The following is a 16,747-nucleotide window of genomic DNA, read 5'->3' on the forward strand; positions in this document are numbered from 1 at the left end:
TCTTCTGAAATCCAGCAGGAGAGCATCACCTTGCCCACACGGCTGGACGTGCATCGCTGCTGAGCGGGGGTCATGGCGATGATTGTGCACTTGTAAACAATCATGGCACTGGAGCCATCCATGGCCCCCTTGCCCTTGATGGGCCAGAATGAGAACCGTTCTCAGCCATGTTTTGGGGCTGGGCGGCTGCTCACCCACACCTCATGCCCCAGATCCCCGTCACCGTGCTCACCGGCTTCCTCGGCGCCGGCAAGACCACCCTGCTCAACCACATCCTCACCAACCAGCAGGGGCTGCGCACCGCCGTGCTGGTGAACGAGTTCGGCGAGATCGGCATCGACAACGAACTGGTGGTGGCCACCAGCGACGCCATGGTGGAGCTGAGCAATGGCTGCATCTGCTGCTCGATCAACGGAGAACTGCAGGAGGCGGTGCATCGGGTGCTGGAGCGCCCCGATCCGATCGACTTCATCGTGGTGGAAACCACTGGCCTGGCCGATCCCCTGCCCGTGGCCATGACCTTCATGGCCGGCGACTTCCGTGACCTGCTGCGGCTGGATTCGATCATCACCCTGATCGATGCCGAACACTTCAACGCCACCGCCCTGGACAGTCCGATCGCCCGGGCCCAGGTGGTGTACGGCGACATCCTGCTGCTCAACAAGTGCGATCTGGTGGCCGAGGAGCGGCTGGCCGCGGTGGAGACCAGCCTGCGGGAGATCAAGACTGACGCCCGCATCCTGCGCGCCAGCCATGGTGAGGTCCCCCTGGCCATGCTGCTGAGCGTGGGGCTGTTCGAAACCGATCGCCTGGCGGCACTGCAGGCCGCCGAGGACGCCCGCGAGGACGACCACGAGCATCACCACACTCCTGACCACCCCCATCACGCGCCTCACGGTTCCCACCACGAGCATCACGATCACGCCCATCACCACGCCCATACGCCGGAGTTGGAGGGTTTCAGCTCCGTATCCCTGGCGGTGGACGCGCCGTTTGATCTGCGCCGCTTCCAGAACTTCCTCGACAACCAACTCCCCGACACGGTGTTCCGGGCCAAAGGGGTGCTCTGGTTCCGCGAGAGCGAGCGCCGGCACCTGTTTCACCTCTGCGGCAAGCGCTTCACCATCGATGATTCCGATTGGCCAGCCGGCACGCCGCGCCACACCAAGGTGGTGGCGATCGGCAAAGGACTCGATCAGCCCACCCTCAAGGAGCAGCTCAAGGCCTGCGTGGTGGCGCCATGAGCCAGATCCTGCTCATCTCCGGCCCGCCGGGTTGTGGCAAGACCAGCTGGATCCTGAGCCAGCTGCAAGCCCACAAGGGCCCCTGCGGTTACCTGCGTCTGGCGGGCTTCCCGGCTGAGGGCTGCACGCAGGCCCTCGATGGCGGCATCGATCTGGCCGTGCTGGCGGATCACTGCCCGGGTCTGCGCGATCTCGCCGATCCGGCCCAGGCCCTGGCGCCCCCTGGCGGCGATCTGCTGGCCCTGATTGAACTGCCCCAGTTCCACCCGCCTGCCGATGCCGACAGCTCCGGAATCGACCCACGGCTGCTCCCCCCGCTGGAAGCCCTGCAACTCCTGCCGCAGCGCCATCTGAGCTTCGGCCGTGACGCGGAACTTCCCGCTCAGGACACCTTGCAGTTCAACGCCCTCGAAGCCTGGAGCCTGGACCTGACCCGAAGCGTCTGGGATCCCCCCAGCCTCAACAGCTTCTGGTTTGAGCTGGTGAATGGGGCCTACGGCGAGGTGTATCGCGCCAAGGCGCTGATGAACCTGCCCGATGGCCGCAGCTTCTTCTTCAACTGGATCGTCAGCCAGGAGGGGACCCAGTTCCTGCCGCTGGAGCGTGTTGCTCCGCCCGTGGGCCGCCCGCAACGCCTGTCGCGGCTGGTGGTGCAGGGCAAACACCTGTATGCGGCTGGCATCGAGGCCACCATCGCCGACGGCCTGCTCAGCGATGCGGTGCTGGAGCTGCAGCAGGCCCCACAACGCCCCTCCGGCGCTCCGCTCCCCGCCACCCGCTGACTGCCTCCATCTCCAACCACCGCCCCATGGCCCACGCCGTTATCTCCTGCCTGCACGCCAATCTCGCCGCCACCGAAGCGGTGCTCAGCGACATCGAACAGCTCGGCATCGACAGGATCACCTGCCTCGGCGATCTGGTGGGCTATGGCCCCCAGCCCAATGAGGTGGTGGAGTTGATCCGCGCGCGCCAGATCCCCAGCTGCCAGGGCTGTTGGGATGAAGACATCATCGAAGGCCTCAATTCCTGCGAATGCAGCTACCCCTCCCAGCTGGCTGAGCGGCGCGGGCAACGGGCTCATCACTGGACGGCGGCCCAGCTCAGCGAGGAGAACAAGGCCTTTCTCGCCAGCCTGCCGTTGTCGTTGCGGCGCGATCGCCTGCTGTTCGTGCACGGCAGCCCCAACAGCCAGCACGAATACCTCCTGCCCGACATGAATGCCTTCGCTGCCCTTGAGCGGGTGGAGGCGGCGCAGGCCGACACGCTCTTCTGCGGCCACACCCATCGCCCCTATGTGCGTGAACTGCGTGAGGGGGTGATCAAGCTGCGGTTGCACCGAGCCGTTGCGAACCCTGGGCCCGACATCGAACGCGAGGTGGATCTTCCCGTTCGTCGCATCGTCAACGCCGGCTCGGTGGGGGAACCGCGGCACGGCGGCACCAGCGCCACCTACGTGATCCACCACGAGCAGGACGACAGCGTGGAGATCCGCGAGGTTCCCTACGACGTGGAACGCACCTGCCAGGCGATCGTGGCCGCTGGGCTGCCGCCGCTGTTCGCCTGGCGGCTCCGCCACGGATTCGAGTACGCCGAGCGGGCCGACGACGCCAGCCACGTGTGTGAGCGCTGATGGCGAGGTGGGCACTGCTGAGCGGCTTGCGCGGTGATCTGACGGTCTATGCGGCGGTGCAGGCCGAGCTGCGCCGCCAGCGGGTCGACACGTTGTTTGTGCTCGGCGATCTGATCGGCCCGGAGCGCGAGGCGAACGCCCTGCTGGAGCGTCTGCAGCAGCCGCGCCGGGGAGATCTGCAACCGCACTGCCTCTACGGCTGGTGGGAAGAGCAGCTGCTGGCCGAGCGGGGCTTTCGCGGTGAGCGCCGGGCCGACGCCCTGCGCCAGAGCGGCGGGGAGGCGGCCGTGGCAGCCCTGCTGCAGGCGGTGGATCCCGTCCACATGGCCTGGCTGGCGTCGTTGCAGTTCGGTTTCGTGGAGCTCGATTGCGCCCTGCTGCATGGCAGTTCGGCCGATGTGGGCGACAGCCTCACCGCCGACACAGCCCCATTGCAGCTGCTGGACCGTCTCACCCGCATGGAGGCGAATCGCCTGTTCACGGCCCGCAGCGGCGAGCAGTTCTGCGTGGAGTTGTGCGGCGGTGGCATCGAATCACGCCTGCGTGATCTCGAAGGAGAACGGCAGCAGCACCAGAGCGTGCCCAGCCGCAAGGTGATCGGCGTGGGCAGCGGGCTGCACTACACCCTCTACGACCCGGGCAGCGACCATATCGCGTTCCGACGGGCCGGCGGTCCGATCCACGCCACTGGCAGGGGGTTCGCATGAACACGGGCTTCGGAGGTGTGGCGGAAACGCTGTCTCTCGATTTAGGTGGTCGCCGGCTTCAGGTGGTGCTGGAGCGCCGGGGGCCGACGGGGGCGCCCACCTGGCTGCTCTTGCCAGCCCTGAGCACCGTGTCGAGCCGCAGCGAGTGGCAACCGCTGGCGGCGGCGGTGGCGGAGCGCTGCCAGCTGGTGAGCTTCGACTGGCCGGGCTTCGGTGACAGTGACCGCCCGTGCCTTGACTACGACGCGGACCTGTTGCGCTCGGCTCTGCGCTCCATCCTCAGCTACCTGTACGCCCAGAACCGCACACGCCTCACCGTGGTGGCCGCTGGGCACAGTGCCTCCATCGCCCTGGCCCTTGCCACCGAATGGTCAGGACAGTGGCGGCGGCTGGTGGCCGTGGCGCCCACCTGGCGGGGTCCATTGCCCACCATGACGGGCTGGTCACCGCAGCGCTTCGGCTGGTTGCGGCAGCTGGTGGGCGCGCCGCTGATCGGCCCGGCGCTCTACCGGCTCAACACCAGCCAGGCGGTGCTGGGGCTGATGCTGCGGCGCCACGTCTGGGTCGAGCGGTCGCTGTTGACGCCGGAGCGCCTTATGGAGCAACAGCAGCTGGCCCGCCGCCGCGGCGCCCGCTTCGCCAGTGCGTCCTTCGTGAGCGGCGGGCTCGATCCCGCCGAAGACAGGACCTGGTGGTTGGAGCAAGCGCAACGGCTGCAGTGCCCGTTGCACGTGGTGCTGGCGGGGGAAGCGCCGCCACGCTCCAGTGAGGAGATGGGGCGGCTGGCAAAGAGCGCCGATCACGTCACGCTCATTCCCGGGCGGCTTGGGCTGCACCAGGAGTTCGGGCCCCTGCTGGCACAGCAGTTGATGGAGACCAGCAACGGATTTGGCTGACCAGCAGGGCCAGCATGAAACCGGCGAACTGCACAATCACCACGCAGGGCCCCGAAGGCAGGTTGGTGAGCCCCGAGACCAGCAGTCCCAGCAGGGCACATCCCCCGCCCAGGGTGCCTGAAATCAGCATGTAAACAGGGAAGCGGCGGCTCAGCAGCCGGCCTGCACAGGCCGGAATCACCACGAAGGCGCTGATCAGGAGCACCCCCACCGCCTTGATCGAGACGGCCACCACCACCGCCAGCAAGATGATGAAGGCCAGGCGATGCCAGTTGGCGCGGACGCCGAACGCCCCGGCCAGGTCGTCGTTGAGCGTGAGCAGCACTTGGGCCCGCAGGCTCAGGGCCAGATAAACCAGCGCACCCAGGAGCAGCACGGCGATCACCGCCAGATCCAGCCAACCGATGCCGAGGATGTCGCCGAACAGCAGCTGCTGGATGCCGCCCCGGTAGGTCTCCAGCAGGCTGAGAGCCACCACGGCAAACGCCAGGGAGGTGGAATACACGATGTTGAGCAGGGCATCGGCCGGTAGGTGGCTGCGTTGGACCAACTGGTTGACCAGCAGCGCAAAGATCACCGCAAACGGGACCAGCACCAGGGTTGGGTTGATCCCCAGCAGCAGGCCCAGGGTGATGCCCAACAGGGCGGAGTGCCCCAGGGCATCGCTGAAAAAGGAGAGCTGACGCAGCACCGCAAAGCTGCCCAACAGCCCCCCAAGACTGCCGGTCAGCAGCCCGCCGATCAAGGCGCGCTGCATGAACGGTTGGTCCAGAAGCGTGGCCAGAGCTGCGCCGTCAACCACGACGCCCACCATGGCTGTGCTCGTGCCGGTAGGGCACCACATTGGGCCCGTAGAGCTCAGCCAGACGCGCCGGGCTGAGGGCGTGATCGGGTGCCCCACTGCAGCGCAAGCGGCGGTTCAGGCACAGCACCTGATCACAGCTGCGCCGCACCATCTCCAGATCGTGCGACACCTGCAACACGGTCCAGCCCTCCTGGCGGCGGAGCTCCAGCAACAACTGGTGAAACTGCTCGCTGGACGGGGCATCGAGGCCAGCCTGGGCCTCATCGAGCACCAGCAACTGCCGGGGCCGCACCACGCAGAATGCCAGCAGCACCCGCTTGAGCTGGCCGCCGGAGAGCTCGCTCAGCAGCCGTTCGCCCAGATCGCGGCAACCGGTGCGCTCCAGGGCGCGCTGCACCGCCCCATGGCGGCGTTGGCCGCCGGCCCAGGGAAGGCGCGGGCCTGGTGGATCGAACCCGAAGCCCACGAATTCAGCCACGCTGAGGGGGAAACGGCCCTGCAGGGCCAGGCTTTGGGGCAGGTAGGCGATCTGGGCGCGAACCGAACGGGGCAGCTGACCTGCAGGGCCGAGGGCGTGGCCCATGAGGAGCACCGTGCCCGCTTGTCGCGGCAGCAAACCGAGAAGTGCTGCCACCACGGTGCTCTTCCCCGCTCCATTGGGTCCCACCAGGGCCGTGTCCGTTTCCCTTACCAGCTGAAAGCTCACCGCATCCACGGCCAGCAGCCCATCGCGCTGCACGGTCAATCCCTGCACCGCCAGCACCGGAGTGGCCGTGGAGCTGCTCATTCGCCGAAGGCCTGGCGCAGGTCCGCCACATTGCGGCGCATCACGCTGAGGTAGGTGCCGGGATCGCGGGAGGCCTGCTCGCTGGCGGTTTCCATTGGGTCGAACACGCTGACGCGCACCCCCAGATCCTTGGCCAAGGCATTGAAGGAGCGGTTCCCCTCCTGGGGTTCAGTGAGCAGCGCCCGCAGCTGGGTGCGCTCCACGATCTCGCTCACCCGCTGCAGATCGGCGGGGGAGGGATTGATCTCGGGCACGTCCACCACGAACTCCGCCTTCAGGCCGAAGCGCTCAGCGAAGTAGGGAGCGAAGTCGTGGAAGGCCACGAAGGTCTTGCCCTGGAAAGGCTTGAGCTGGCCTGCAATCTCGGTGTTGAGCGCCCTGAGCTGGGTGGTGTAGGCCTCCGCATTGCGGCGATAGCCCTCGGCGCAGCTGGGATCGGCCTTCACCAGACCGTCGCGGATGTTCTCCACCTGCTGCACCGCACGCAGCGGATCCAGCCAGATGTGGGGATTCACCGCGCCGTGGGCGTGGCCGTGGCCCTGCTCCTGGCCGTGCTCAGGCTCAGCGTGACCTGGCTCCTCTGGGGAGTCGATCGTGGGTACCCCGCGGCTGGAGTCGATCACCACCAGCTGGCTATTGCCGGACGAGCTCACGAGCTTGTCGAGGAAGGCCTCCATCCCCAGCCCGTTCTTCACCAGGACCCGGGCCTCCCTAAGGGCGGCCAGATCGCCCGGCTTGGACTGGAAGTCGTGGGGGCCAGTGTTGGGCGGAATCAAGGCGGTGACGTCTGCGCAATCTCCGGCCACCGCCCTGGTGAACAGGGTGATCGGCACGAAGGTGGTCATCACCTTGAAGCCCTTGCCACCGGAGCTGGAGTCGCTGGTCTGCCGCGGGGCTCCGCAGCCCACCAGGACGAGAGCCAGTGCCAAAAGACCCGTGCGTTGCAGGCAGGCGAACAAAAGGGTCATCAGGATTCAGACAACACGAGTGGATGGCCCATCAGGGAAACCAGGGCAGCGACCCTCACGGCAGAAGGTACTACAATGAGAATCGTTCTCATTGTAGCGGAGACTGTTTCGTCTTTTTGCGCACGCCACGCCAGGAGAAGCCGCAGGCTGCGAGGCCCGATCCCGACAGCTCCGCTGCTGCGAGGGACTCGATCAGGGCCAGCCTGCTCGCCTCAGGCCGGCTGCTCGGCTTGCTGCAGCACGATCCCCATCAGGCTCTGGCCGCGTTGCAGGTCCCGTCCCGGCAAGTCGAACGGTCGCAGCAGAAGCTGATCGAGGCGGGGGTGACGGTCGCAGACGGCCGGGCCTGCCGTCCCATCGCTCCACCAGCCCCTGCCAACCCCTCCCATCACCATGGCTGAAATCGTGACGCGTCTCCTGCTGCTACTGATCCGCGGCTACCAGATCCTGATCAGCCCACTGCTGGGGCCCAACTGTCGCTTCACTCCCAGCTGCTCCCACTACGCCATCGAGGCGATTCAGATCCACGGGTTGATCCGAGGCAGCTGGCTGTCGCTCTGCCGGCTGGGTCGCTGTCATCCACTTCACCCGGGTGGCTACGACCCCGTTCCACCCCCTATTCAGTGAGAGACAAGCCAGCCATGACCGACTCTGATCCGCAACGGCGCCTGGATCAGCTCAAGACGTTCATTGGCGTTGGAGCCACTGTTCAACCAAACCCGGCCCCACCCGAACGCCGCTGACGTTCCCTGCTTGGCACCTCCACCGGCCACAGCCACCAGCGGCCTTGATCGCCACCGGCCGCCAGATGACGGCCATCAGGCCGCCAGGCCAGCGCCTGGAAACCTTGCCCCTCCCCTTCCAGCGGTTGCCGCAGCCGGCCGCGGCTATCCCAGAGGCCCACGGTGCCGTCGGCGGAGGCGCTGGCCAGCAGGTTGCTATCGGGCGCAAAGGCAAGAGCATGAACACGCTGCTGATGCCAGAGGAGGGGCTCGGGCTTCCAGCCCTGCTGGCTCTGATTGCGCTGTTGCCACAACACCACGGTGTCGCCTGAGGCCACCGCCAAGGCGGGTGCCAGCCGACCTGGCTGATCGCTCCAGGCCAGGGATCGCACCTTGGCAGGAAAGCCGCTGAACTGCCACGGCCGCCCCTGACCCGCCTCGGGCCAGAGCAGCAGCGAGCGATCCATCTGGCCACAGGCCAGCAGGTCACCGATCGGCGAGAAGCTCAGCACCAGACCAGCTGAGCCGGTGGGAGCCCTCAGGGGCGTCGCTGCGGTGGCAGCCTCGGGCTGCCAGAGGGCCAGCTCACCATGGCAGCTGGCAGCCAGCCGCCTGCCGTCGCAACTCCAGGCAAGGGCCTGAACCGTGCCCGGCATGTCCAGGCACTCAGGGCGCCACGCGCGGACAGCCCCATCCCAGAGACGCACCTGGCGGCCAGCTGCCACCGCTAGCAGCAAGCCCCGGGGCTGCCAGGCCGCCGCATCAAGCCAACCGGCATCCAATGGAATCGGTTCAAGGGCCATGGGCCGGACACCGGTTTCGCCCAGCTCCCAGAGCAGCAGCTCACTGGCCTGGCCCACCGCCATCAGAAACTGTCCATCAGCGCTGAAGCCAATGGCATTGAGGCTGCTGTCGCGATCACCGCGCAGCAGCTCCTCACAACCGGCCCGGAAATCAAGCAGCAGCAGTTCACCGCCAGCACTGGCGATCGCCAGAAACTCGCCATCCGCCGACCAGCTCATGGCCGTGATCGCCTGCTGCAGTTGCCCGCAGAGCCGTTCACTCACCAGAGGAGCCGTCGCTGTCATCGTCCGGGACCCATCAGGCCACACAGGCGCTGAAGCCGTCCCGTAGTCCTTCTGGATCGAGATCCCGGCCGATGATCACGAACTGGGTGCAGCGCCGCTCTGCGGGTTTCCAGGGGCGATCGAAATCACCGTCCAGCAGCATGTGCACCGACTGGAACACGTAGCGATTCTCCTCTCCTTTGAGCTGGATGATTCCCTTCATCCGAAACAGATCAGGCCCCCGCTTGGCCACCAGATCCGAGAGCCAGCTCCCCAGCCTGTCGAGATCCATGGGCCGCTCCTCCACCAGCGCCAGCGAGCCCACGGCATCGTCGTGCTCGTGGGCATGCTCCTCAAGCAGGAAACCCGGATCGAGGCCCAGGGCACGCTCCAGCTCGAACGCCTCCACACCCAGGATCTGATCCATGGGCACATCGGCTCCCGTGGTTCTCAGCAGCCTGGCCAACGGGTTGATCGCCCGGATCCTCTGCTCAATCGACAGGATCTCCTTCTCGTCCACCAGATCAACCTTGTTGAGCACCAGGACATCGGCAAAGGCCAGCTGCTCCTGTACTTCCTCGGCCTCCCAGTGCAGGAGAACATGCTTGAGATCCACGACGGTGACCACCGCATCGAGCGTCAGCTCATCGCGCAGGTCCTCATCGACAAAGAACGTCTGAATCACGGGTGCAGGATCAGCGAGACCGGTGGTTTCGATCACCAGATGATCAAAGCGATCCCGACGCTTCATCAGGTTGCCGATGATGCGGATCAGATCACCACGAACGGTGCAGCAGATGCAGCCGTTGTTCATCTCGAAGATCTCCTCGTCGGCATCCACCACCAGCTGGTTGTCGATGCCCACTTCGCCAAACTCATTGACGATCACGGCCACCTTCAAGCCGTGCTCATGGGTGAGGATCCTGTTGAGCAAGGTGGTTTTACCGGCACCCAGATAGCCGGTGAGCACCGTCACCGGCAGGCGTTCGGCGGCTGGAATGGCACTGGTGAACGCCATGGCAAGGGGGAGAGGCCAAAAGGCCCCGAGTGGGGTGAGAATGGTTGTCGTTCTAGCAGCGGCACCTTTCCATCCGCCGGGCCCCCATGGCAGCTTGCGCATCGAGCACGATCCCGATCCAGCTGGAGTCCGCTGCCCCGCCCTTGAGCCCTCGGCAGCAGAGGCTGATCCAGCTGCTACGCCAAGCGGATCGGGAGCTGAGTGGCCAGGACCTGCATGCACTGCTGACCAAAGCAGGCCCCTCCTACGGCCTTGCGACCGTGTACCGCGGCCTCAAACAGTTGCAACGCCATGGCTTGGTGCGCTGCCGAAAGCTTGCCAACGGAGAGGGTGTCTATGCCCTGCTGGAGCGGGATGATCACCACCTCACATGCGTTCTTTGCGGCCGCAGTGAACGGCTGTCGATCTGCCCGCTGGGGGCCAGTGGTTTGGGGCTGACAACCGTTCTGCTGCAGGGATTCAGGCCGTTGTTTCACACCTTCGAAATCCACGGGATCTGTGCCCGCTGCCAACACTCCGAGGCCGCCAGTTTTGGATGAGCTGGTGATCGCAGGGGCTGGTCCTCAGGCTCTCAGCCTCTGTTGCCAGCTGCTGCAGAAACGGCCTCACTGGCGCCGGCGGCTACGGGTTGTGGACCCCAGTGGCACCTGGCTCTCACGTTGGGAGCAGCAGATGCAGCGCTGCGAGATTCCCTGGCTGCGCTCCCCTTCGCCCCACCATCCGCACCCCAACCCCCATGCGCTGCGGCGCTTTGCCCAGGAGCGGCGACGCAGCCGCGAACTGGAGGGCCCCCACGGTCTGCCGCACACAAGCCTGTTCAGCGCGTTCTGCCAGAGCGTGGTGGAGGAATTCCAGCTGGTCAAACAGGTGCAGGCGGCTTCGGTGCAGCAGATCCACCTGGATCAGGCAAAGCCTGCATCCATGGAAGTGAGACTGAGCGACGGTTCTGTCGTGAGGCCCCGCCGACTGGTGATTGCCACGGGCGTGGGCGCACCTGTGCTGCCGAGCTGGGTGCACGCCATCACGGCTGGTTATCCGGCAGAAGCCCTGCAGCACAGCCAGGCGATCGATCTCGACACCTGCGTGGGGCTGCGAGGGCAGCACATCCTGATCGTGGGTGGTGGTCTCACCAGCGCCCATCTGGCCATGGGGGCCCTCAAGCGAGGCGCTCAGGTCAGCTTGTTGTGCCGGCGGGCACTGAGCAGCAAACCCTTTGACGCAGACCCGGGCTGGATGGGTCCGAAACGTCTCAAGGACTTTCAGGCTGAGCCCTGCTGGCAGCAGCGACGCCAGCAGGTGCTGTCAGCGCGTGATGGCGGCTCCATCACGCCCCAGTTGGCTGTCCAGCTGCAACAGGCTCGCCGTCAAGGCCACCTTCAGCTCCACGAGCACTGCCAGGTGCAGACGGCTTCCTGGCATGCAGGCCAGTGGCAGATTCTCTGCCTTGACGGCAGCCGGCAACCAGCCCATCGCCTCTGGCTGGCCACAGGTCAACACCAAGGCATCAGCCACCACCCGTTAGTGCGCCAGCTGCTGGATCAACAGCCGATCGAGCTGATTGACGACCTTCCTGTGCTGACCAGCGACTTGCGGTTGCCTGGAACCAACATTCACTTGATGGGAAGCCTGAGCGCGTTGCAGCTGGGTCCGGCTGCCCGCAACTTGTTTGGGGGCAGGGAGGCGGCGCAACGGATCGCCCGGGCTGCCATCAAGGCATGAATCCGGGAACACCTTCAGGGCCGCAGACTCTGCCGCCGCTCTGGATCCAGCCAGCCAGGCCCAACCTGGCCTCAAGTCTCAGCCATGGCAGTCACAGCCACAGCCGGAGTGGCAGGGTTCACCGTTGGGATGCCCCTTGGCGCAGACCTCGCTGCAGAACAGCAAGGCGCCGTTGCGGAACGGGCTGTCCTCTTGCACCGTGCAGTGGCAGCCCGGGCAGGCGCACTGCAGCGTGGCGGGTTTCTCCAGGGTCGCGTTCATGGCCTCTCCTTGCTCCGATGAACCCAGTCTGGTGACGCCGTCGCCGGGGAGGAACGGCTTGCCGTACTGACAAGCGGGACTGCTGGATCTACTAATGAATCAGAGGCCACGACCAGGGCAGCGCGAGCCCAGACCCTGCAACCGGCCCTAGCCCTTGGCTTCTGCGAAGCAGTAGGGCGCTCGATACGGGGCGCCCTTCCCATTGAAACTGAGTCCAGCGGTGACCATGAACAGAGGCGGCAAAGCGAGCTGAGCCGCTTCTCTTAGAATGGCCCTGGCTGCTAGGCATCCATGCGCCTCGACGACCTGCTGGCTCAGGCTCCAAGGATCCGGGAGATCGCCACCGCGCACGGCGCCACCAATCTGGCGGCGTTCGGCTCCGTGGCCCGTGATCAGGCCGGACCCGACAGTGATCTCGACCTCCTGGTGGACCTGCCCCCCCGCACCGGCCTGCTGGAGCGCATCGCCCTGAAGCTGGCTTTGGAGGACATGCTGCATTGCCGCGTGGACCTGATTCGCCGCCGCAATCTCAAACCAACCGCTCTGGCCTCTGCTGAGCGGGATGCGATTCCCCTGTGATGTCACCAAGGGACCGTGATGCCCTGGCTGACATCCTGACCGCGATCCGTCGGATGCAAGGGTTTCCCATCCCCGATCGCGAGACGTTCCTGGCCAGCGACGTTCTCCAGGACGCCGTGGTGCGCAATCTCGAGATCATTGGAGAAGCCACCAAGCGGCTGAGCGACAGTTGCCGCCAGCAACATCCGCTGATTCCCTGGCGGGAGATGGCCGCGATGCGGGATGTGCTGATCCATGCCGATGACCGCGTGGACTCGAGGAGGTGTGGATTACCCTGAGCGAGTGAGCGAGCAACTACCTGCGCTTTTCGCACAGATCGAGCCTTTGCTCAGCGAGTGATCAGGTGGCCACTGATCGGGGCCGCTTCCCTCATCGCCGGGTGGTGCAGCGGCTTCTCCGTTGGCCTGGCGAAAGCTGAACAGCAGGTTCGCGCCACGGTGCTCTCGATCGGGGACGGCGACACCATCCGTGTGCTGCAGGGACAGCAGCGGCTCACGATCCGGCTGGCCTGCATTGATGCTCCGGAGATGGCGCAGGCTCCTCTGATGGCACCAACGCCCGCCGCTACCTGCAGAGCCGGGCGCGGCTGGGCTCCAGCGTGACCCTCAGGCCCCAGACGGTGGATCGCTAAGGCCGCACGGTGGCGGAGGTGATCGGGGAGGTGAATCTGAACCTGGCGCTGGTGGAAGACGGCATGGCCTTTGCCAACCGCAACCACCTCGGCCAGTGCGATGCCGGGAGGATGTGGAGGCCGAGTTTCAGGCGTCCCGCAGCCGCTACGGGGTATGGAGGGTGCCGGGTGGAATCACCCGCCCCTGGGACTTTCGAGGTGGCAGAACAGCGGGGCGATCAGCCAGCACCGCCGAATCGATTCCTGGTGGCCGGAGGTTACGCTGCCGCAGGATCGGCTCCTTTGCACGCACCCAGGAGTTGCTGCGGCTTCTGCTGGCCATGGGGTCCTCACGATTCAGCGAAGCCGTGTCAACGCAAGCCCACGGCTCAACGTTGCAGTTTGGACCCTCCGCAGTCCTGCCAGCTGCTGAGCAGACGTGCCAGCTCGTCTTTCATGGCGGCGAGCTCACCGATCCGCAGGTTGATCGATTCCATCTTTGCCGCAATGCTGTCTTTTAGAACACCGCAGTTGCAGACACCAGCTCGGCGCACTTCCAGGATCCTCGCCAACTCTGGAATCGAGACGTCCATCGCCCGCAGGGCTCGAATGATCGCCAGCTCAGCGAGATTCTCCTCATCAAACAATCGGTATCCACCGGCGGAGCGATCCTTGGGCTGGAGCAGGCCCTCATCGCAGTAATAACGGATCGTCTTCACCGGCAGGCCGGTGCGCCTGGCTACCTCGCCGATGCGCAGGCTGGGAGCAGGGTTTGCTGATAGGGATCCCTGGCGGGCCAAGGCAAGAACCCTCCACTGGGTAGAAGCTTCACCAGCCTAGGAGGCGCCATAAAGCGAGGGAAGCTGGCCAAGAGTCTCCAGCAGTCGCGCGTTACTAGAGACATTCGCTAGGGTGGGTGCTCAGCAGGCCAGCCTGCGCTCGCACCCGTCCCGTGTCGATCCTTTCAAGTCCGTGGCCAGCTCGGGCAGCAGCCGCGATCGGAGCCAACCTCCTGCTCTCCGCCGCTGGGCTGGCCTCTCCAGCCGCCGGTTCTGGCGGCGTCCCGGCGATGTACGCCACCCAGGCAGAAGCGGAGAAGGCCGCCAAGCTGCATTTCAACTGCACCGGCGCCCACAAGATGGGAGATCAGTGGATGCCCTGCGCCAAGCATGGTGGCGCCCAGGGCTCCTCGCACTCCCACTGAGGCCAGGCACTCCCATGGCCCAGTGTGGCGACAAGCCCAAGCGGATCGCTTTCGGGGTGGCGCCCCTGGGCATCATCTCGATCGGCATCGTGCCGATGGGGGTGGTGAGCATCGGCGTCGTGCCAATGGGGGTGATCAGCATCGGGGTGGTGGGCATGGGTGTGCTCAATGCCTGCGTGGTGGGGATGGGGGTGGTGGTGGCCGGTGTCAGTGCCATGGGGATCTGGTCGCTGACCCCAGGCAGTGGCCATCAACACCACAGCAGCGGGGCGGCGCAGCAACAGCTGCTGGCCTACCCGAGCCGGCAGGTGGCCCTTCAGAAAGCGCGTGAGCTGGGCTGCGAGGGCGTGCACGCCATGGGTGACCTCTGGATGCCGTGCTCTGAGCATTCAACGCAACATTCCACACATCAACACTGAACAATGAAATCGATTCGCAACCTCAGCGCGGCCCTGATCTTTACCCTCCTGGCATCCACGCCTGACGCCCTGGCCTGTGGCGGCGGCGGGTCAGGCAGCTATCGCAAACCAGCCCGGCCTGGCCAGCACCAGCATCAACACAGTCCGGCGGTACCATCCTCCGAGAAAGAATCCACAACTCCCCAGGTCGCTCCCCGGTAGGAACGATGCGGGAGCTGTGGATGTCAATCTCAACTAACGAGCCTGCGATCAGAAGCGGAAGCTCGTCTTCACCAGTCCGCCGAACTGACTGAAGCTTTCGCCCGAAGGTGTTGCCTGGCCGAGGGGGCGGCTGAGATAGATCAGAGCCGGTGTGATCGAGATGTTGTCAGTCACCTGAAACTTGTACCACCACTCCCAAACATAGTTGCCGTCGTTCGGGGTTACGCCGCCGCTGAGCGCTGTAGCAAAGACGGGTTGGGCCACAGCAAAGCCGAAGTCATTGCCCTTGGCGAACACATCGGTCCACTGCAGACCCACCATCCAGGACTGGCTGGTGCTGAGGCTGCCGCGGGGTTGGGGCGTGCTGTAGGTGGTGCTGTTAATTCCCCATCCGAGGCTCAGGGAAGGCAGCCAACCGCTGCGGAGCGGTTGCCAGAAAGCGCTCAGGCCCCAGGCACTGGTTGAGGCATTGATGTTGTGATCGATCGCGCTGTGAGTAAACGGGGTGGTTCCCGGAACGAACTGGGTCTCCGGTTGCACATAAGACCAGATGGCAGCCAGACCCCATTGCTCCTGCTGATAGCCCAGCTGCACGCTCGCGGTGGCGCCGGAATTCCTGTTGCCAAGACCACCGCCACCGTCCTCCACCGAAACACTGGGATTGCCGCTGTCGCCATTGGCGGCCACATAGTTGGCACTGAGGCTGAAGCCATTGCTCTGCCACCACAACCCTGCACCAGCGCCGAGATTCTTGCTGTAGGCCGCCGGCGCACCATTCACCGTCATCACGTTAAGGATGGTGTCCGCCGGATACACGCTGGGCCACAGCGCCAGCATGTCTTCCTGCCCCACGCGGGCACCCAGGGTGGCCGTGAACCCACCACCGAGGGGCCATTGGTAGAAGAGCTTGTCAATGGAGACGACGTCGCCGCAGTCGGTTCCGGTCCCGCAATCCTCTTCGAACGCCACTTCAAGCTCAGCCAGGCCGAGGGCATGCGGTTCACCACCAAACACGCTTTGGCCGAAGTTGCCGGCCCGCAGATTGGTGCGCAGCAGATCCTTGCCGGTGAAGCTGGTGTCGAAGGTCAGCTGCACGTCGTAGTTGAACGTGGTGGCATTGGGCAGGGGTACGGGCGTCCGTGGACGGCCCGTGAATTCATTCGGTGCCCGATTGACCGTGTTGGCCCCTGTGTTGATCGCCGATCCTGAGAAGGTATTGGCGCCCACCACAAACGTGGCCTGGCCGCTCAGCTTGGTGGTGGTGGAGAACCGGGTGGCCTCCAGCTCACCCACCTTGGCTTCGAGGCCATCGACGCGGCCGCGCAGCATGGCGAGTTCCTTCTCGAACTCGGCCATCAGGCGCTTCAGCTCGTCGGTCACCTCGGTGATCCGGTCGAGGCAGGCGTTGAGCAGGGCGGCGGCCTCGTAGCGGGTCATGGCCTGACCACCCTTGTAGGTGCCATTGGGGTAGCCGGCGACGCAGCCGTAGCGCTCAATCAGGTTGGTCAAAGCCTGAAAAGCCCAGTCGCTCGGCCTGACGTCGGAGAACTGGGTGATGCTGGTGACCTGCTCCTGGGTGGCGTATCGGTTCACACCCGCCATGTCGAGGTTCGCGGCGTGGGACGCCAGCGGAGCCGCCAGACCGACAGCGATGAGCGTGGAACGCAGAGGAAGCATGGAACAGAGTCTCCAGAGCACCGCCGGGCTGGCGGCTTGCTCGAAATAATCACCCATGTCTCCACCAACTCGCGAGCACTGGAGACAACGGTCATGGTTTGGACACCACAGCCAGGCCGTCGCTCCCGGCCACGGTTTCGTCCCTCGCGCAGTTGCTCGCCATCGGCCTTGTTCCTGGCAGCTTCTCTGGGCGCCAGTGGATGCCCTGCTCCGAACACCCCCATTAGGGGCAC

21 protein-coding genes are annotated in these 16,747 nt (G+C 65.4%); 12 read left to right on the forward strand and 9 right to left on the reverse strand.

The window, feature by feature from the left end; all coding sequences use genetic code 11:
* The first annotated feature begins 203 nt into the window (after positions 1-203).
* From KBY95_RS00560 to KBY95_RS00580, 5 genes are read left to right on the forward strand one after another with little or no spacing between them, the layout of a single operon-like run.
* Positions 204-1,244 (forward strand): GTP-binding protein, encoded by a 1,041-nt coding sequence (locus tag KBY95_RS00560; RefSeq protein WP_254962737.1) that lies wholly within the window; start codon positions 204-206, stop codon positions 1,242-1,244.
* A complete protein-coding gene (locus KBY95_RS00565) occupies positions 1,241-2,026 on the forward strand; it encodes an ATPase (protein ID WP_254962738.1) in 786 nt (261 codons plus the stop codon). The genes KBY95_RS00560 and KBY95_RS00565 overlap by 4 nt, the downstream gene beginning before the upstream one ends.
* A 26-nt stretch (positions 2,027-2,052) precedes the next feature.
* On the forward strand, positions 2,053-2,874 hold the full coding sequence (locus KBY95_RS00570; RefSeq protein WP_254962739.1) for a metallophosphoesterase: 822 nt from the start codon (positions 2,053-2,055) through the stop codon (positions 2,872-2,874).
* Complete coding sequence (locus KBY95_RS00575; protein ID WP_254962740.1) at positions 2,874-3,581, forward strand: phosphoesterase; 708 nt, start codon at positions 2,874-2,876, stop codon at positions 3,579-3,581. Before KBY95_RS00570 ends, KBY95_RS00575 begins: the two co-directional genes overlap by 1 nt.
* Entirely contained in the window at positions 3,578-4,477 is a 900-nt protein-coding gene (locus tag KBY95_RS00580) for an alpha/beta fold hydrolase (RefSeq protein ID WP_254962741.1), read from the forward strand. The genes KBY95_RS00575 and KBY95_RS00580 overlap by 4 nt, the downstream gene beginning before the upstream one ends.
* On the opposite strand, the gene KBY95_RS00585 is transcribed toward KBY95_RS00580, so the two are convergent.
* From KBY95_RS00585 to KBY95_RS00600, 4 genes are all read right to left on the reverse strand, one after another.
* On the reverse strand, positions 4,392-5,291 hold the full coding sequence (locus tag KBY95_RS00585; RefSeq protein ID WP_254962742.1) for a metal ABC transporter permease: 900 nt from the start codon (positions 5,289-5,291) through the stop codon (positions 4,392-4,394). The genes KBY95_RS00580 and KBY95_RS00585 overlap by 86 nt on opposite strands.
* Positions 5,272-6,069 (reverse strand): metal ABC transporter ATP-binding protein, encoded by a 798-nt coding sequence (locus KBY95_RS00590; protein WP_254962743.1) that lies wholly within the window; start codon positions 6,067-6,069, stop codon positions 5,272-5,274. The genes KBY95_RS00585 and KBY95_RS00590 overlap by 20 nt, the downstream gene beginning before the upstream one ends.
* A complete protein-coding gene (locus KBY95_RS00595; RefSeq protein WP_254962744.1) occupies positions 6,066-7,037 on the reverse strand; it encodes a metal ABC transporter substrate-binding protein in 972 nt (323 codons plus the stop codon). The genes KBY95_RS00590 and KBY95_RS00595 overlap by 4 nt, the downstream gene beginning before the upstream one ends.
* A 212-nt stretch (positions 7,038-7,249) precedes the next feature.
* A complete protein-coding gene (locus KBY95_RS00600; protein ID WP_254962745.1) occupies positions 7,250-7,432 on the reverse strand; it encodes a hypothetical protein in 183 nt (60 codons plus the stop codon).
* Between KBY95_RS00600 and yidD the strand changes: the two genes are divergently transcribed.
* Entirely contained in the window at positions 7,431-7,664 is a 234-nt protein-coding gene (gene yidD, locus KBY95_RS00605) for a membrane protein insertion efficiency factor YidD (RefSeq protein WP_254962746.1), read from the forward strand. The two genes, KBY95_RS00600 and yidD, sit on opposite strands and share 2 nt — an antisense overlap.
* An 82-nt stretch (positions 7,665-7,746) precedes the next feature.
* Here the strand turns inward: yidD and KBY95_RS00610 are convergent, their stop codons facing one another.
* Positions 7,747-8,847, reverse strand: a complete 1,101-nt coding sequence (locus tag KBY95_RS00610) for a WD40 repeat domain-containing protein (RefSeq protein ID WP_254962747.1) — start codon at positions 8,845-8,847, stop codon at positions 7,747-7,749.
* Positions 8,848-8,860: 13 nt separating this feature from the next.
* A complete protein-coding gene (locus KBY95_RS00615) occupies positions 8,861-9,844 on the reverse strand; it encodes a GTP-binding protein (protein WP_254962748.1) in 984 nt (327 codons plus the stop codon).
* A gap of 86 nt (positions 9,845-9,930) precedes the next feature.
* Between KBY95_RS00615 and KBY95_RS00620 the strand changes: the two genes are divergently transcribed.
* Positions 9,931-10,383, forward strand: coding sequence for a Fur family transcriptional regulator (locus KBY95_RS00620; protein ID WP_254962749.1), 453 nt, complete (start codon positions 9,931-9,933; stop codon positions 10,381-10,383).
* Positions 10,384-10,387: 4 nt separating this feature from the next.
* Positions 10,388-11,563, forward strand: coding sequence for an FAD/NAD(P)-binding protein (locus tag KBY95_RS00625; RefSeq protein ID WP_254962957.1), 1,176 nt, complete (start codon positions 10,388-10,390; stop codon positions 11,561-11,563).
* Positions 11,564-11,641: 78 nt separating this feature from the next.
* On the opposite strand, the gene KBY95_RS00630 is transcribed toward KBY95_RS00625, so the two are convergent.
* The gene (locus tag KBY95_RS00630) at positions 11,642-11,824 is read right to left on the reverse strand and encodes a metallothionein (RefSeq protein ID WP_254962750.1); all 183 of its coding nucleotides are present in this window, start codon (positions 11,822-11,824) and stop codon (positions 11,642-11,644) included.
* A gap of 291 nt (positions 11,825-12,115) precedes the next feature.
* Here KBY95_RS00630 and KBY95_RS00635 point away from each other — a divergent pair, with 291 nt between their 5' ends.
* On the forward strand, positions 12,116-12,403 hold the full coding sequence (locus KBY95_RS00635) for a nucleotidyltransferase family protein (protein WP_254962751.1): 288 nt from the start codon (positions 12,116-12,118) through the stop codon (positions 12,401-12,403).
* Positions 12,403-12,681: a DUF86 domain-containing protein gene (locus KBY95_RS00640; RefSeq protein ID WP_254962958.1), complete on the forward strand. Its 279-nt coding sequence runs from the start codon at positions 12,403-12,405 to the stop codon at positions 12,679-12,681. Before KBY95_RS00635 ends, KBY95_RS00640 begins: the two co-directional genes overlap by 1 nt.
* Positions 12,682-13,402: 721 nt before the next feature.
* Here the strand turns inward: KBY95_RS00640 and KBY95_RS00645 are convergent.
* The gene (locus KBY95_RS00645) at positions 13,403-13,813 is read right to left on the reverse strand and encodes a MerR family transcriptional regulator (RefSeq protein WP_254962752.1); all 411 of its coding nucleotides are present in this window, start codon (positions 13,811-13,813) and stop codon (positions 13,403-13,405) included.
* Between the two features lie 269 nt (positions 13,814-14,082).
* On the opposite strand from KBY95_RS00645, the gene KBY95_RS00650 reads away from it, so the two are divergent.
* Together KBY95_RS00650 and KBY95_RS00655 are read left to right on the forward strand one after the other, a co-directional pair.
* A complete protein-coding gene (locus tag KBY95_RS00650) occupies positions 14,083-14,217 on the forward strand; it encodes a DUF3721 domain-containing protein (protein ID WP_254962753.1) in 135 nt (44 codons plus the stop codon).
* Between the two features lie 14 nt (positions 14,218-14,231).
* Complete coding sequence (locus KBY95_RS00655) at positions 14,232-14,636, forward strand: hypothetical protein (RefSeq protein WP_254962754.1); 405 nt, start codon at positions 14,232-14,234, stop codon at positions 14,634-14,636.
* 249 nt (positions 14,637-14,885) lie between these two features.
* Here the strand turns inward: KBY95_RS00655 and KBY95_RS00660 are convergent, their stop codons facing one another.
* On the reverse strand, positions 14,886-16,514 hold the full coding sequence (locus KBY95_RS00660) for an iron uptake porin (protein WP_254962755.1): 1,629 nt from the start codon (positions 16,512-16,514) through the stop codon (positions 14,886-14,888).
* Positions 16,515-16,747: the final 233 nt, after the last annotated feature.

Source organism: Cyanobium sp. Aljojuca 7A6 (assembly GCF_024346455.1).
GTDB lineage: Bacteria > Cyanobacteriota > Cyanobacteriia > PCC-6307 > Cyanobiaceae > Cyanobium.